The sequence below is a fragment of the Rhodococcus sp. NPDC060090 genome, assembly GCF_042729855.1.
GTDB lineage: Bacteria > Actinomycetota > Actinomycetes > Mycobacteriales > Mycobacteriaceae > Rhodococcus.
Genome location: NZ_JBHWXB010000007.1, coordinates 81,141 through 97,050 on the forward strand (window position 1 = coordinate 81,141; position 15,910 = coordinate 97,050).

Genomic DNA, 15,910 nt, shown 5'->3' on the forward strand with positions numbered 1-15,910 from the left:
GCGCCGCGATGGGCGTGCGGCGGGGTGGCCTTTCATCGATCAATTTACTACAGTTATTTCCGTGGAAAATAGGGAACTTCGGCCCGGGCCGCACGCGACACCGACACCGGCGTCGCATCTCGCACTGTCACCCCAACGGATCACCGTCCTCGACGATGTCCGTGCCCACGCCCCCGCGCGCATCAACGACATCGCCGAGCGACTCGGTCTGCACGCGAACACCGTGCGCGAACACCTCGACGCACTGGTCGGCCACGGCCTCGTCGAACGAACCACCGAACCGGCCCGAGGACGCGGACGTCCCGCCAAGGTGTATCGGCCCATGCCCGCCGCCGATCCAGCCCTGGCCGGTCGCGACTACGCAGGACTCGCGACCGCTCTCGCCGGGCACATCGCCCGTACCAGCAGCGACCCAGAAGGCGACGCACGCGCCGCCGGACGGGAGTGGGGCCGCGAACTCGCGCGCGAATCCGACTGCGACACCGACGATCCACACGCTTTCGCTCTCGACCTGCTCACACGGCTGGGGTTCGCTCCACACGATCGCGGACCCGCGCTCGGTGTCGCGCTGCCGATGTGCCCCCTGCTCGACGCCGCGCGCCGCTACCCGACCATCGTCTGCCAGGTCCACCTCGGCATCGTCGAGGGCGCGCTCGAAGAGATCGGCGCACCGACCGGCCCCGGGCTCGACCTTCTGCCCTTCGCCGAACCCGGCGCGTGCCGGCTCTTCCTTCCCGATCCCACAGTTCCCCCGGTGTGCTGCAGTCCGCGGAGCGACTCGTGAACGAGCGTGGAAGCTGGCATCTTCGCGCCGGCACGGTGGTTGCCGCGTGGTTCGCGGCACTGGTCGTGGTGTCCGTCGCACACCGATGGGTTCCGCAATCCGGTTGGCTCCTGGTCCATCTGCTCGGACTCGGGGCCGGAAGCAACGCGATCCTGATCTGGAGCGGACATTTCACCGATGCCCTGCTCCGGCGCCCTGCCGGAGGTACCCGCCGCGCCGACACTGCGCGGCTGATCGTGTTCAACTCCGGTGCAGTCGCGGTCATCGCCGGCATGCTGACCGGATGGTGGCCCGCGGTAGTGGCCGGTGGGTGTGTCGTCGCAGGGGTTGCCGGATGGCACGGGACCACACTGCTGCAGCGTCTGCGGGCCGCGCTGCCGTCCCGATTCGGGCACACCGTGCGCTACTACATCGCTGCGGCGTCCATGCTGCCGATCGGTGCGGGGATCGGAATCGCCATGGCGAATGTCGGTCTGCCCAGCGAACTGCACGAGCGGCTCGTGCTCGCTCACTCGGCCGTCAACGTCCTGGGCTGGGTGGGGTTGACGGTGCTGGGCACCCTCGTCACCCTATGGCCGACGATGCTGCGGACCCGCATGGCGGCGCGTGTCGAAACCGCAGCGCGGCGCGGACTCCCGGCGTTACTCCTCGGTCTCACAGTGGGAGTCGTCGGTGCAATCGCGGGCATACCCCTCGTCACAGCCGCGGGAGCCCTCGGATATCTCGCTGCCGCAGCCTACGTCCTCGAACCACACCTCGACGAGATCCGCCGCAAGCATCCCGCCGATTTCGCGACGTTGTCTGTGCTCGCGGGCATCATGTGGCTGCTCGGCTCACTCACGTACCTCACGGTGGGACTGGCGACGGCATCGACTCCGCTGGAAGCGAGCGAGACAGCGGGGTCGGTGACCGCAGCGCTGCTCGCCGGCTTCCTCGTCCAGGTGCTGCTCGGCGCCCTCACATATCTCGTTCCTGTCGTCATCGGCGGTCGTGCCGCAGTGCAGGGAGCGACGACCGAACTCGAGCGCGGCGCGCCGTGGCGCCTGTCGATCGCCAATGCGGGTCTGCTGGTGTGTGTCCTGCCAGTGCCGAGCCTCGTGCGAGTCGCGTGTTCGGTGCTCGTTCTGGTGGCGTTCGCGTCGTTCCTGCCGTTGGCCGTACGCGCGGTCCTGGTCGCCCGGCGCCTGCGTGGGATGCCGTCGAAACCGGGCCGTCCCGAACCTGTTCCGGCACGCAGACGCATCCGGGCCGCGGCAGCGGGCGTGGGCGTCGTCGTCTTCGCCGCGGCCGCCGGTATCGCGGCCGATCCGGCCGCCGTCGGTATCTCCACCGCCGATACCGGAAACGTGACGGCGAGTGGGCACACCACCGAAGTCGAGGTGCGGATCGAGGGCATGCGGTTCGTTCCCGACGTCCTCGACGTGCCGATAGGGGATCGCCTGGTGGTCACGCTCGTGAACACCGGCACCGATCGGCACGACTTGGTTCTCGCCAACGGCGCCCGCACCGGTCGCATCGATCCGGATGAGACTGCGACGCTCGACGTCGGACTCGTAGGAGGACAGGTGGACGGATGGTGCTCCGTTGCCGGGCACCGCCAGATGGGAATGACGCTCACCGTGCAGCCGACCGGTGCCGTCGACGACCGTGTCCACACCGAACACCGGCCCGATGCCCAAGCAGTTTCCCTCACCTCGTCCGACGTGTCGCGGAGCCTCGGCGCGCACCCCGATGCCGGCTTCGTCGCGCACGATCCGGTCGCGCCTGCAACGTCGGCCGATCACCGGATCACCTTGGCCGCAACAGACGAGCAACGTGAAGTCGCGCCCGGGATCACGCAGCGCCTGTGGACATTCGGTGGCACCGCCCCTGGTCCCACACTTCGAGGGAAGGTCGGTGACATCTTCGAGGTCACCCTCGTCAACGACGGGACCATCGGTCACTCCATCGACTTCCACGCGGGTTCGCTGTCCCCGGACGAACCGATGCGCACCATCGAGCCGGGCGAATCGCTCGTCTACCGGTTCACCGCGACCCGCGCGGGAATGTGGATGTACCACTGCTCGACGATGCCGATGTCACTGCACATCGCGAACGGGATGTTCGGTGCGGTCATCATCGACCCGCCCGACCTGCCACCGGTAGACCGCGAGTACGTCATGGTGCAGTCGGAGCTGTATCTGGGGCCCGAGGGTGGTGAAGCCGACGCCGACAAGGTTGTCGCCGACAATCCGGATCTGTTGGTGTTCAACGGATATGCGAACCAGTACGACCATGACCCCCTGGTCTCCGAGGTCGGCGAACGCATCCGCATCTGGGTGCTCGCCGCGGGACCGAACCGCGGATCGGCGTTCCACATCGTCGGCGGACAGTTCGACACCGTCTGGTCGGAGGGCGACTACCGCCTGCAACCGGGCACCGGAGGAAGCCAGACCCTCGGATTGTTCCCGGCCCAGGGAGGGTTCGTCGAACTCGAATTCCCAGAGCCGGGACACTATCCGTTCGTGTCGCACTCGATGGTCGACGCCGAGCGCGGTGCTCACGGCATCGTGGAGGTCCGATGAGCGGGTATACTCGCCTGGTTCAGCCGCTCGACCGCCTTGTCGTAGCCGTCGACGAGTTCGGTCATGATCTCCGCGACGGGGCGGATCTCGTTCATCCGTCCGACGATCTGGCCCACCGGCATCGCCACGACCTCGGGGTCGTTCCCGGCCGAGATGCGCTGGTGTGCCTCGCTGACGAGGATGTTCTGCAGCGGCATGGGCAGCGGCGACGGCGCGTCGGGCTTCGACCACGCTTCGGTCCACTTCGTCTTGAGCAGTCTCGCCGGCTTGCCGGAGTAGATGCGCGACCGCACGGTGTCGGACGAGCTCGCGCCGAGCAACGCCCGCTGAATCGACGACGGCCCGTTGGCCGCAGAACCGAGCTTGTACTCGGCTGTGGTCAGCCAGTACGAGCCCATCCACACGCCGGAGGCACCGAGCGCAAGTGCTGCAGCGACCTGCCGACCCGAACCCACACCGCCCGCGGCGAGAACTGACGCGGAATCCCCTATGGCATCGACGATCTCGGGCCACAACACCATCGACGCAACCTCACCGGTGTGGCCACCGGCCTCGTAGCCCTGAGCGATGACGATGTCGACGCCGTTCTCGACATGTCGTTTCGCATGGTCGACGGCGCCTGCCAGAGCCGCGACGGGCACTCCCTTCTCGTGTGCGAGATCGATGATGTCCTTCGGAGGTGATCCGAGAGCGTTGGCGATGAGCGCGGGGCGATGTTCGAGTGCTACGTCGACGTGTGAACGCGCGACCGAATGCAGCCAGCCCAACACCCCCGTGGCGTGTTCGGCGTCGTCACCGAGCGGTGGCACTCCCAGCTCGCTGAGGGTGCGGTCGACGAACGCGCGATGTTCCGCCGGGATGAGACTGTCGAGGTCGACGGCCGTGCCCTCCGTGGGTACCTTCGCCGGCATCACGATATCGACACCGTACGGTTTGCCGTCGGTGTTCTCGTCCATCCAGGTGAGAACCGCGTCGAGTTCTTCGGCATCGTTGAACCGGACGCAACCCAGCACTCCGAGGCCACCCGCCCGGCTGATGGCCGCTGCGACGTGTTCGGACGGCGTGAACCCGAAGATCGGGTACTCGATGCCGAACTTCTTGCTGAGATCTGTCTGCATGGCGGTCCTTTATCCTGCTGCGGCGGTGTCGTTGACGGCAGCGCTGTTGCTGTAGATGTCGTCTGCCGGACGGGTTTCGGTCTGTTCCTTCGCCCATCGGTAGTCGGGCTTACCCGCCGGTGAACGCTTGACCTCGTCGACGAACCAGAGGCTCCGCGGCACCTTGTATCCCGCTATCGAGGCGCGGGCGCGCTCGACCAGTTCGGCCAGGGCGGGACGGGTGCCCTGGCGCACCGCGACGACCGCAGCAACGCCTTGACCGAATCGCTCGTCGGGGACACCCACGACGAGAACGTCGAACACGTCGGGGTGCCCCTTGAGGGCGGCCTCCACCTCTTCGGGATAGATCTTCTCGCCGCCACTGTTGATCGATGCCGAGCCACGGCCGAGCATCGTCACCGTGCCGTCGGCCTCGACCTGCGCGTAGTCGCCCGGGATGGAGTACCGCACGCCGTTGTACTCGCGGAACGTCGCCGCCGTCTTCGCTTCGTCGTTGTAGTACCCGATCGGGATGTGCCCCTTGCGGGCGAGCAACCCCACCTTGCCGTCGCCCGGTTGCAGCGGAGTGCCGTCCTCGTCGATGACGTCGGTCGACGCGTCGATCTTCACCGTGGGAGCACCGACGTGCGCCTGCCCCTTCTGGACCACGCCGATACCGGAGAAACCGGTCTCGGACGAGCCGATGGAGTCGGTGATCATGCAGTTCGGGAGGAGCTCGAGGAAGCGCTCCTTGAGTGCCGGGGAGAACAGTGCGGCACTGGACCCCATGAAGTACATCGACGAGAGATCGTACGGCTTACCAGTTTTCGGGTTGCCCTGCTCGAGCGCGTCGATCATGGGGCGGCCCATCGCGTCGCCGGTGATGAAGATGACGTTGACCTTGTGTTCTTCGATGACACGCAGCGTGTCGTGGCCGTCGAACTCGGGGTGCATGACGAGCTTGCCGCCACCGAACAATGCCTGGAACAGCGCCCACTGCGCACCGCCGTGAATCATGGGCGGAATCGGGAAGCGCACCATCGCGGGATTCGCGGCACCTGTCTTGGCGAGTTCCCACTCGTCGGCCACGTATTCGCCGGTGAGGAAGTTGATGCCGCCACCGAGGACGCGCCACACGTCTTCCTGGCGCCACATCACGCCCTTCGGTTTACCGGTGGTGCCGCCCGTGTAGAGCATGTAGAGGTCGTCGGGGCTGCGCTCCTCGAAATCGCGCTCCGGTGAGCTCTGCGCGAGCGCCTGCTCATAGTCGGCTCCGCCGTAGCCGGAGTAGTCGAGTTCGGTGCCGTCGTCGACGACGAGGACCGTCTTCACGAGCGGCGTCGTCGGCAGGACATTCGCAACTTTGTCGGCGTACTGACGCTCATGGATGAGCGCCACCATGTCCGAATCCTCGAAGATGTGCTGCAACTCGTTCTCGATGTATCTGAAGTTGATGTTGACCATCACGGCGCGGATCTTGAACACCGCAACCATCGCCTCGACGGCCTCGATGGTGTTGCGGGAGTAGATCCCCACCTTGTCACCCGGCTTGACGCCGTGTTCGCGCAGGTAGTGGCCGAGCCGATTGGTCCGGTCCTCCAACTGCGCATACGTGAGTTCGCGACCGTCCGACGCGAGTGCGACGCGGTCGGGGACGAGGTCGATGGCGTGCTCTACGAGGTCTGCGATGTTAAGGGCCACGCCATCAAAATAGAACGTGTTATCGTTTCTGACAAGACCCGGAGTGAGATCCAGTTCACAACACATCAGGAGTTCTCAGTGTCCCCTACCGCCGCCACCGGCGCTGCCGAAACTTCGGACATTTCGGAGCGCGCTCCGCACTGCCTCGTCGAACAACGCGGGCACACCCTGATCGTCACGATGAATCGCCCCGAAGCACGAAATGCCCTGTCGGGCGAGATGATGGCGATCATGACCGAGGCGTGGGACCGCGTCGACAACGATCCCGAGATCCGTGTCGCGATCCTCACCGGTGCAGGCGGAGCCTTCTGCGCGGGCGCCGACCTCAAGGACATGAACAAGTCCGCGCCCGGCGACAAGTTCGAAGGTGGCGGCTGGGACCTGTCGCGACTGCCGGCACTGCTCAAGGGTCGTCGGCTGAAGAAGCCGCTCATCGCCGCAGTCGAGGGCCCCGCAATCGCAGGCGGCACCGAGATCCTCCAGGCCACCGACATCCGGGTCGCCGGCGAGAGCGCGAAGTTCGGCGTATCCGAAGCGAAGTGGGGCCTGTTCCCGCTCGGCGGCTCGGCAGTGCGCCTCGTCCGTCAGATCCCGTACACGATCGCCGCCGATATCCTGCTCACCGGCCGCCACCTGAAGTCGCCCGAAGCCAAGGAGATCGGCCTGATCGGCCACGTCGTCCCGGACGGTCAGGCCCTCGACAAGGCCCTCGAGATCGCCGAGATGATTTCCGCCAACGGACCGGTCGCGGTGCAGGCGATCCTCGAAACCATCCGCCGCTCCGAAGGGCTCCACGAAGAGGAGGCCTTCCGCATCGACGCAGAACTCGGTGCTGCGGTGTTCAAGAGCGCCGACGCGAAGGAGGGCCCCCGTGCCTTCGCCGAGAAGCGCCCCCCGAAGTTCACCGGCGCCTGACCATTCCCACCTCACCCATCTCCCCCAACTCCCCCCAACTCCGAGCGAATGAATCCTTCGTCTCGATCAAGAGAGGCAGTGTGCCATTCGTTCGGAGTGGGACAGTCAATTCTGCGGCAGAAGTAACCGGACATCGGGTCGCGGGCGCGACGCCGCCAGCTCGTAATGCCGCCGAAGTTCCTCCAGCACCCTGCCGGGAGCGTCGCGGAGGGCGCTCGGCACAGTCGACAAGACGATGATCCCGGCGCTTTGCATCCGAGCACGGCGTTCGACGGTCCGCTTGTAGTCGGCCGGCGACAAGTGCCACGCGAGCGAATCGATCTCCCACGCCATCGCGACGTCGTCGACCCAGCCGTCCGGCCGCGCAATGAATTTGCCGGCCGCGTCCACCACGTCGAAATTGAAGTGCATCTCGGGCAAGCCGCTGCGGAGCCACAGTTCGCGTGCCGTTGCCTCCGGGACGGAATGGACGTTCGCTGAAACTTCGCGAAGCACCTTCCGAGGCAGGGCTGAGCCTCGGTCACTGCCTTCCTCCAATTCCTCGATCAGCGCTGGCACCGTCACTTTCCCGCTCTGCACGACCTGCGCAATCAATGCACGTGACGAATTCAGAGTCGTGCACCGACGTGAAGCATCGAGAACCGCACGGACGAGTGGGGCGCACCGGAGCCGCTGACGGATAACCGGCTCCGGAAGTCGATGGGAGCGCTCGACGACGACGAATCCCTTCGACTGCTTGCGTCGCTCAGCGGGTAGCAGCAGATGCGCTTCATGAGTCGAACTGTCGAATCCGTACTCACGCAGCGCCGCGCGACCCGTGAGCATCGCATCGCGCCCGCCGTATTTCAGTGCTGCGATCCCGCGCTGTCGCGGCGACAGGGACCCATTGCCCAGGTAGAGGATCCCCGGCAACACACGCTGCCACGGACCGCCCGGTTTGCATCGCAGATGTATTGCCGACCCAGACACTCCGACCTGGCGCAGTGCGGCGTCGGCGACTATCCCGCGGTCCGCGATCTTCAGCAACGCTTCCGGGTCTTCCGCCCACTCTCCTCGTCTCATGAACAGCCACGGTGCAGCACTCGTACCCGGCCCGGTGCTCGGATTCGGTCGTACTGCCAAATCTGTGGATGGATCTCTGACCTGTGGATAACCCCGAATCCCACCCGATGCGGCCCGACCGCGCCTGCCCCCGCTGAACGAATGGCGCATTGCGTCTCTTGATCGAGACGAAGGATACATTCGCTCGAATCCGCCGGAGGCGGAAACACTTCAGCCCAGCACGACGTCGGCGAGCGACTGCACGTGCTCGGCATCGCGGCACGACACCAGGAGCATCGTCACCCCCGCATCCGCCCACCGCTTCACACCCGCACGAACCTCGTCGTGGTCGCCGACGATCATCGTCTCGGTCACCATCTCGTCGGGAATCGCTGCAGCCGCCTCGTCCTTACGACCCGCACGGAACAGTTCGGTGACCTCGTCGACCACGTCGCCGTATCCCATGCGGCGGTAGACCTGCGCGTGGAAGTTCAACTCCGGGGCACCCATTCCGCCGACGTAGAGCGCCGTCACCGGCTTCATTCCGGCGATGGTCGCTGCACGGTCGTCGGTCACCACCACCTGGCAGGTCGCCGCGATCTCGAAGTCCTCGCGACTGCGACGCGCTCCCGGGCGGGCGAATCCTTCGTCGAGCCATTCGTTGTACATCGGGGCAAGGCGCGGTGAGTAGTAGATCGCGAGCCAGCCGTCGGCGATCTCCGCGGTGAGTGCGACGTTCTTCGGGCCCTCGGCGCCGAGCCAGATCGGAATGTCGGACCGGAGCGGATGCGTGATGGGCTTGAGCGGCTTACCGAGTCCGGTCGCGCCCTCGCCCGAGTACGGCAGCGGATAGTGCGGGCCCGCGCTGGTGACGGGTTCCTTCCGCGCGAGGACGTCGCGGATGATCGACACGTATTCACGGGTTCGGGCGAGCGGCTTGGCGAACGGCTGCCCGTACCAGCCTTCGACGACCTGCGGTCCGGACACACCCAGACCGAGGATGTGCCTGCCGCCGGAGAGGTGGTCGAGGGTGAGCGCGTGCATGGCGCAATTCGTCGGGGTTCGTCCGGAGATCTGCACGACGGAGGTGCCGAGCCGTACTCGCTCGGTCGCCGACCCCCACCACGAGAGCGGCGTGAAGGCATCCGATCCCCACGACTCGGCCGCGAAGACCGCGTCGAAGCCCGCGGCTTCGGCTGCAGTAACAAGTTCCGGTCCGTTTCTGGGCGGCTGCGCACCCCAGTACCCCAGTTGCAGTCCCAGTTTCATTGCAGGCCTTTCAGGTCGGACGACGGGCCATGCCGCGCTGTTCACACGCTACTCTTGCCAGCGACATTAGAACCTGTTCTACTCGAAGATGTGAGCCTGGGAAAGAGCGCGGTAGCCGAACCGCCACTGAGAGCCCCGTTGAATCTTCAGTTCGACTACACCCGATCCACCGGGCCGACCATCGGCGCGTTCGTCACCGGATTGCGTGACGGGCGGATCGTCGGCGCCCGCGGATCGGACGGCCGAGTTCTCGTCCCTCCCCCCGAATACGACGCGATCACTCACGAGCCGCTCGTCGATTTCGTCGAGGTCGGACAGACCGGCACCGTAGTGAGCTGGACGTGGAACCCCGAGCCGCTGTCGGGCCAGCCGTTCGACCGCCCCTTCGCGTGGGCGCTGATCCGGCTCGACGGCGCCGACTCCTCCCTCCTGCACGCTGTCGACGTCTCCTCTCCCGACGACATCGAGACCGGCCTGCGGGTGCGGGTCCGATGGGCCGACGAGCGGGTGGGCGGCATCCACGACATCGTGGCGTTCGAACCCGGCGAGGCCGGCGCAGCACCTGCTGCCGGGGCCGACACCGAACCGGTCGCCATCATCACCACCCCCCTCGATCTGCACTACACGCACACAGCGTCTCCCGAGGAGTCGTGGTACCTGCGCGGACTGAAGGAAGGCAAGCTCGTCGGCGGGCGGACCGGACCGGGCGGCAAGGTGTACATCCCGCCGCGCGGCGCGAGCCCCACCGACGGCGTTCCGACGAAGGAGCACGTCGAGTTGCCCGACAAGGGCATCGTCACAACATTCTGTATCGTCAACGTTCCGTTCATGGGCCAGCAGATCAAGCCTCCGTACGTCGCGGCGTACGTGCTGCTCGACGGCGCCGACATCCCGTTCCTTCACCTGATCCTCGAGTGCGATGCCTCGGAAGTGCGCATGGGTATGCGCGTCGAGGCCAAGTGGCGACCGCGGGAGGAATGGGACTACACCCTCAAGAACATCGAATACTTCCGTCCCACCGGCGAACCCGACGCCGACTTCGACACCTTCAAACACCACCTCTAGGAGCCGCGAAATCATGACAGACATTGCAGTCGTCGGCTTCGCGCACGCTCCACACGTCCGCGAAACACACGGCACCACCAACGGTGTCGAAATGCTCGTGCCCTGCTTCCAAGACCTCTACGGGAAGCTCGGAATCACCAAGTCCGACATCGGTTTCTGGTGTTCCGGATCATCCGACTACCTCGCCGGCCGCGCTTTCTCCTTCATCTCGGCCATCGACGCGATCGGTGCAGTTCCCCCGATCAACGAGTCGCACGTCGAGATGGACGCGGCGTGGGCGCTCTACGAAGCCTGGGTCAAGCTCATCACCGGCGAGGTCGACACCGCTCTCGTGTACGGATTCGGCAAGTCGTCGGCAGGTACGCTGCGGCGCACCCTGTCCGCGCAGCTCGATCCGTATCTCGTCGCACCGCTCGGACTCGACGCCGTATCGCTCGCCGGTCTGCAGGCGCGGATCGGACTCGACTCCGGTAAGTGGACCGCCGAACAGATGGCCGAGGTCGCCGTGCAAGCCCGCGCCGCGGCGAAGAGCAGGCCCGACGCACAACTCAGCGGCGACGTCACCGTCGAAGAGCTGCTCGCGCAGCCGTACGTCGCCGATCCGCTGCGCACCCACGACTGCGCACCGGTCACCGACGGCGCCGCCGCGATCGTCCTCGCATCCGGCGACCGCGCCCGGGAACTGTGCGAGAACCCCGCCTGGATCACCGGGATCGAGCATCGCATCGACTCCCCGAATTTCGGTGCCGCCGACCTGACGACCGCGCCGTCCGCACGTGCTGCAGCGCAGGCCGTCACCCGTGGTGACACCGCCTTCGACATCGCCGAACTCCACGCGCCCTTCACACACCAGGAGTTGATCCTGCGTGAAGAGCTCGGATTGAACGGAAACACCGCGATCAATCCGTCGGGTGGACCTCTGACCGGGAACCCGATGTTCTCCGGCGGTCTCGAACGCATCGGTTTCGCCGCCCAGGCGATCATGGACGGGAAGGCCGGCCGTGCCCTCGCCCACGCGACGGGCGGCGCTGTGCTGCAACAGAATCTGGTAGCCGTTCTGGAGGGACGAAACTGATGACGAAGCAACCTGCGGCGGTCCTCGGAACGGGGCAGACCCACTACGTCGCAAAGCGGCACGACGTCTCGATGTCAGGACTCGTCCGCGAAGCAATCGACCGTGCGATGGCCGACGCCCATGTGGGTTGGGACGACATCGACGCCGTCGTGATCGGAAAGGCCCCCGACCTGTTCGAGGGCGCAATGATGCCCGAACTGGCGATGGCCGACGCGATCGGCGCCACCGGCAAGCCCCTGCTGCGCGTCCACACCGCCGGATCCGTCGGCGGTTCCACCGCCAATGTGGCCACGAGCCTCGTCCAGGCCGGCGTCCACCGTCGTGTGCTCGCCGTCGCGTGGGAGAAGCAGTCCGAATCCAACGCGATGTGGGCGCTGTCCACACCGGTGCCGTTCACGATGCCGGTCGGCGCGGGTGCCGGTGGGTACTTCGCGCCCCATGTCCGCTCGTACATCCGTCGCTCCGGCGCGCCCGAACACGTCGGCTCGATGGTCGCTGTGAAGGATCGCCTCAACGGCGCGAGGAACCCGTACGCCCACCTCAAGCAATCCGACATCACCCTCGAGAAGGTGCAGGCGTCGCAGATGCTGTGGGACCCCATCCGCTACGACGAGACGTGCCCGTCGTCCGACGGGGCGTGCGCTGTGGTCCTCGGCGACGCCGACAGCGCTGCCGCGGCCGAAGCTGCCGGGCGCACCGTCGCATGGATTCACGCCACCGCGATGCGCACCGAACCGACCACCTATGCGGGTCGCGACCAGGTCAACCCCGAGGCCGGTCGCATCGCGGCCGCGGCGTTGTGGAAGCAGGCAGGGATCACCGATCCGCTCACCGAAATCGACTGCGCCGAGATTTATGTCCCGTTCTCCTGGTTCGAGCCGATGTGGCTCGAAAACCTCGGGTTCGCCCCGGAAGGAGGCGGCTGGAAGCTGACGGAGGCAGGCGAAACCGCGATCGGCGGCCAGCTTCCCGTCAACATGTCGGGGGGTGTGCTGTCGTCGAACCCGATCGGCGCGTCGGGCATGATCCGCTTCGCCGAAGCAGCGATCCAGGTGATGGGCAAAGCCGGCGACCACCAGGTGGAGGATGCACGCAAGGCTCTCGGCCACGCGTATGGCGGCGGGTCGCAGTATTTCTCGATGTGGGTGGTCGGGTCCGACAAGCCGTCGAATTAGGGGTCTCTCATGGTGAAGTTCACCGTCGGCGTCGCAATGACGCCACTCGATCAGCTCGCGGGGATCGCCAAGACCGCTGAGGAATCCGGGTTCTCGTCGATCGCCCTACCGGATTCGCTGTTCTACATGGAGAAGCAGACCGTCGACTACCCGTATACCCCGGACGGGTCGCGGATGTGGACAGCCGAGACACCCTGGGTGGACCCGTTGATCGCCGCAGCTGCGATGGGGGCAGCTACGTCGACCATCGAGTTCTACACCCAGGTGCTCAAGCTCGGCTCCCGCAATCCGGTGTTGCTCGCCCGCCAGGTCGGTTCGGTCGCGAATCTCACGAACAACCGATTCGGTCTGGGCGTCGGGATCGGCTGGGCACCGGAAGAATTCGAATGGTGCGGCGTGCCCTACGCGCGGCGCGGCAAGCGGGTCGACGAGATGCTCGACGTGCTGAAGCTGATCCTCGGCGGTGGAATGGTCGAGCATCACGGTGAGTTCTACGATTTCGATCGTCTCCAGATGAGTCCCGCACCCAGCAAACCGGTTCCGCTGTACGTCGGTGGCCACACCGACGTGGCACTGCGCCGCGCGGCGCGGGCCGGCGACGGCTGGACCTCGGCGATGATCAAGTTCGACGATCTCGTCCAGGTGATCGACCGCCTGCGGACGCTGCGCACCGAATACGGCCGCAACGACGATTCTTTCGAAATCCAGACGGTGTGCATCGACAAGTTCGGCTCGTCCGGTTACGCCGCGCTCGCCGATGCGGGTGTCACCGACATCATCGTGGTGCCGTGGATCTTCGACGGCCACGGATTCGACTCGTCCCTCGAAGCGAAGCAGGAATCGCTCCGGAAGTTCGCCGAGAAGTTCATCAGCGCAGACAAGTTCAGCAGCGCAGACAAGTTCATCCAGGGGAAGGGCACGGCATGAGCGAGGAACATCCCGCACGTATTGCGGCACGCGCGTCGCAGACGGCTGCGAGCTCGAGACGCAAGGATGAATGGCTTTCACTGTTCGCCGAGGACGGATGCGTGGAGGATCCGGTGGGTCCGTCGGGGTTCGACCCGGAAGGCAAGGGCCATCACGGACGTGAGGCGATCGCGGCGTTCTACGACATGACGATCGCGAACACCGAAAAGCTCGAGTTCCTCGTCGACGACGCCCTCGTGTGCGGCAACGAGTGCGTCAACATCGGCACCATTCGCACCACCCTGGCCGGCAACATCATCGACGCCGAGGGTGTGTTCGTCTACCGGGTGAACGACGACGGCAAGATCGCGTCGCTGCGTGCATTCTGGGAGGTCGATCGAGCAATGAAGACAGTGCGGCCGGTCGCCTCCCCCGAATCCTGACCTCTGACACGAACACCACTTGCCCGGAGCCGGGCGCTCGGCCGTCGGTGGGCGACTCAGTCGCCGTCGAGGGCACCCGGCTCGGACAGGAGCTCTCGAATTCCCGAATCGATGAACGCAGTGTCCACCTCGTTGGCTCCGCCGCCTGCGAAATGCCCCCAGACACCCGGAATCACCCTCACCTCACCGCGTTCGATGAACTGGGACGCCCACTGCTCGTCCTCCGGCGGGAAGTACAGGTCCTTCTCCGCCGGCATGGCCAGCAGCGGACACTTGATGGACTGCAGGGCCTTCTCGACGTCCCCGCCGAACCCCGGGGTGTCACCGACGTTGCCGCTGTGCCAGGTGCGCAACATGGTGAGCAGGTTGTTCGGGTCCCGCCCGTCGCGGAAGAAGTCCTCCCAGAAGCCGAACAGGAAATCGTCCAACGACGTGTACCCGAGCGCGCGCCACGCCTCCTCCCAGTAGAACGCCTGCGAATACCCCCAACCGGAGTAGACCCGAGCGAAGGCGCGCAGTCCCTTCACCGGCCACGCGTCCGGCGCGTACTCACCGTCCGCCCATGCGGCATCCGCCTTCAGCGCGACTTCGAGTGATTCCAGGAACACCTTGTTGTGCGGCGCGGTGATACTCGATCCGCAGAACGGGGCGGCGCGTTGCACCATCTCGGGGTGGCTCACCGCCCACTGATAGGTCTGTCCGGCACCCATCGACCATCCGGTCACCAACGCGATCCGGGTGATACCGAACTTCTCGGTCACCAATCTGTGTTGGGCCTCGACCTGGTCGTAGAAGGTGACAGCGGGAAACCGGGCACGGTCGTAGGGCGCCGGCGCGTTCGACGGCGAGGTCGACAGACCGTTGCCGAGCATGTTCGGGACGATGACGAACCACTCGCGGGGGTCGAGTGCCATGCCGTCGCCGATCAGCCACTCGTTGTCGGTGTGCCAACCGGAGTACCACGTCGGGTAGACGATGACGTTGCTCTTGTCATCGTTGACGGTGCCGTAGGTCTTGTAGGCCAGCCGGGCGGCGCGCAGGGTGGCGCCGGACTGGAGGGTGAAGTCGCCGAGTTCGAAATATTCGGCATCGGTGGGGGCCGGCATGAGAATAGGTCTCCTCACAGTGGACGAGTGCCCGAACGCTACCGCATTGTGGTACTCCGTCCACCCGGAATCGCCCGGGCTTCAGTGGCGACCGCAGCCTGCTCCTCGGACATACCGAACTCGACCATAGACTCGGCCGATGACTGTCACCGGGATCGTCCTCGCTGCCGGGGAGGGCTCACGTTTGGGTGGACGGGCGAAAGCCCTGCTCCCCCACCGGGGCCGTCCCCTGCTGCATTCCGTCGTCGATGCTCTCGAAAAAGGCGGGTGCGACGAGACGATCGTGGTCGTCGGCGCGTACGCCGACGACGTGGCGGCCGTGTGCCCGCCCGGCGCAACCCTGGTGCGCAATCCTCGCTGGGAAGAGGGCATGTCGACGTCGCTGCAGTGCGGGGTCGATGCCGCAGCCGGTGCTGACGTGATCGCACTGACTGTCGTGGACTTCCCCGGCATCAACGCCGAGCTCGTACGTGCGGTCCTGTCGGCGCACGAACCGGGAACCATGACATTGCCGGTGTTCGGCGAGCGCCCCGGCCATCCCGTCGTCTTCGACCTGGCCGACGCGATAGCAGCGGCGCAGCAGGCACGTGGCGACGAGGGCGCGCGATCGTTCCTCGCCCGCCATCGCAACCGGGTCCGGCGGTTGGACTGCGCAGGTCTCGCAGATCCCGGCGACATCGACACCGTCGACGACCTGCACCGGTTGGACTGACTTCGTCTCCTCCCGATCGGATCACACACAGAAATAATTGATTGACTTACTAGTCAA

Annotated in this window: 14 protein-coding genes; 9 read left to right on the forward strand and 5 right to left on the reverse strand. The window is 66.0% G+C overall.

The window, feature by feature from the left end; all coding sequences use genetic code 11:
* Positions 1-61 precede the first annotated feature (61 nt).
* Together ACFWCF_RS11480 and ACFWCF_RS11485 are read left to right on the forward strand one after the other, a co-directional pair.
* Positions 62-784 (forward strand): helix-turn-helix transcriptional regulator, encoded by a 723-nt coding sequence (locus ACFWCF_RS11480; protein ID WP_378561051.1) that lies wholly within the window; start codon positions 62-64, stop codon positions 782-784.
* Entirely contained in the window at positions 781-3,348 is a 2,568-nt protein-coding gene (locus ACFWCF_RS11485) for a multicopper oxidase domain-containing protein (RefSeq protein WP_378561054.1), read from the forward strand. Before ACFWCF_RS11480 ends, ACFWCF_RS11485 begins: the two co-directional genes overlap by 4 nt.
* Here the strand turns inward: ACFWCF_RS11485 and ACFWCF_RS11490 are convergent.
* Together ACFWCF_RS11490 and ACFWCF_RS11495 are read right to left on the reverse strand one after the other, a co-directional pair.
* Positions 3,324-4,466 (reverse strand): NAD(P)H-dependent flavin oxidoreductase, encoded by a 1,143-nt coding sequence (locus ACFWCF_RS11490; RefSeq protein WP_378561057.1) that lies wholly within the window; start codon positions 4,464-4,466, stop codon positions 3,324-3,326. The two genes, ACFWCF_RS11485 and ACFWCF_RS11490, sit on opposite strands and share 25 nt — an antisense overlap.
* 9 nt (positions 4,467-4,475) lie before the next feature.
* Positions 4,476-6,146: an acyl-CoA synthetase gene (locus ACFWCF_RS11495; RefSeq protein WP_378561060.1), complete on the reverse strand. Its 1,671-nt coding sequence runs from the start codon at positions 6,144-6,146 to the stop codon at positions 4,476-4,478.
* A gap of 78 nt (positions 6,147-6,224) precedes the next feature.
* On the opposite strand from ACFWCF_RS11495, the gene ACFWCF_RS11500 reads away from it, so the two are divergent.
* A complete protein-coding gene (locus ACFWCF_RS11500; protein WP_378488975.1) occupies positions 6,225-7,061 on the forward strand; it encodes a crotonase/enoyl-CoA hydratase family protein in 837 nt (278 codons plus the stop codon).
* A 105-nt stretch (positions 7,062-7,166) separates the two neighbouring features.
* Here ACFWCF_RS11500 and ACFWCF_RS11505 read toward each other — a convergent pair whose 3' ends face one another.
* Positions 7,167-8,123 carry a hypothetical protein gene (locus ACFWCF_RS11505; RefSeq protein WP_378561063.1) on the reverse strand — a complete coding sequence of 319 codons (957 nt, stop codon included), beginning with the start codon at positions 8,121-8,123 and terminating at the stop codon, positions 7,167-7,169.
* A gap of 210 nt (positions 8,124-8,333) precedes the next feature.
* Positions 8,334-9,371 carry an LLM class F420-dependent oxidoreductase gene (locus ACFWCF_RS11510; protein WP_378561066.1) on the reverse strand — a complete coding sequence of 346 codons (1,038 nt, stop codon included), beginning with the start codon at positions 9,369-9,371 and terminating at the stop codon, positions 8,334-8,336.
* Between the two features lie 90 nt (positions 9,372-9,461).
* On the opposite strand from ACFWCF_RS11510, the gene ACFWCF_RS11515 reads away from it, so the two are divergent.
* Genes ACFWCF_RS11515 through ACFWCF_RS11535 form a run of 5 tightly spaced genes read left to right on the forward strand, consistent with a single transcriptional unit; the run spans position 9,462 to position 14,035 of the window.
* Positions 9,462-10,436: a Zn-ribbon domain-containing OB-fold protein gene (locus ACFWCF_RS11515; protein WP_378561069.1), complete on the forward strand. Its 975-nt coding sequence runs from the start codon at positions 9,462-9,464 to the stop codon at positions 10,434-10,436.
* Between the two features lie 13 nt (positions 10,437-10,449).
* Positions 10,450-11,511 carry a thiolase domain-containing protein gene (locus tag ACFWCF_RS11520; RefSeq protein WP_378488979.1) on the forward strand — a complete coding sequence of 354 codons (1,062 nt, stop codon included), beginning with the start codon at positions 10,450-10,452 and terminating at the stop codon, positions 11,509-11,511.
* Complete coding sequence (locus ACFWCF_RS11525) at positions 11,511-12,686, forward strand: thiolase domain-containing protein (protein ID WP_378561072.1); 1,176 nt, start codon at positions 11,511-11,513, stop codon at positions 12,684-12,686. The genes ACFWCF_RS11520 and ACFWCF_RS11525 overlap by 1 nt, the downstream gene beginning before the upstream one ends.
* 12 nt (positions 12,687-12,698) lie before the next feature.
* Positions 12,699-13,613, forward strand: a complete 915-nt coding sequence (locus ACFWCF_RS11530) for a TIGR03619 family F420-dependent LLM class oxidoreductase (RefSeq protein WP_378561467.1) — start codon at positions 12,699-12,701, stop codon at positions 13,611-13,613.
* On the forward strand, positions 13,610-14,035 hold the full coding sequence (locus ACFWCF_RS11535; protein ID WP_378561075.1) for a nuclear transport factor 2 family protein: 426 nt from the start codon (positions 13,610-13,612) through the stop codon (positions 14,033-14,035). Before ACFWCF_RS11530 ends, ACFWCF_RS11535 begins: the two co-directional genes overlap by 4 nt.
* Before the next feature lie 56 nt (positions 14,036-14,091).
* Here the strand turns inward: ACFWCF_RS11535 and ACFWCF_RS11540 are convergent, their stop codons facing one another.
* Positions 14,092-15,141, reverse strand: coding sequence for an alpha/beta fold hydrolase (locus tag ACFWCF_RS11540; protein WP_378561078.1), 1,050 nt, complete (start codon positions 15,139-15,141; stop codon positions 14,092-14,094).
* A 139-nt stretch (positions 15,142-15,280) separates the two neighbouring features.
* Here ACFWCF_RS11540 and ACFWCF_RS11545 point away from each other — a divergent pair, with 139 nt between their 5' ends.
* Positions 15,281-15,853, forward strand: coding sequence for an NTP transferase domain-containing protein (locus ACFWCF_RS11545; protein ID WP_378561081.1), 573 nt, complete (start codon positions 15,281-15,283; stop codon positions 15,851-15,853).
* The last annotated feature ends 57 nt before the right edge of the window (positions 15,854-15,910 follow it).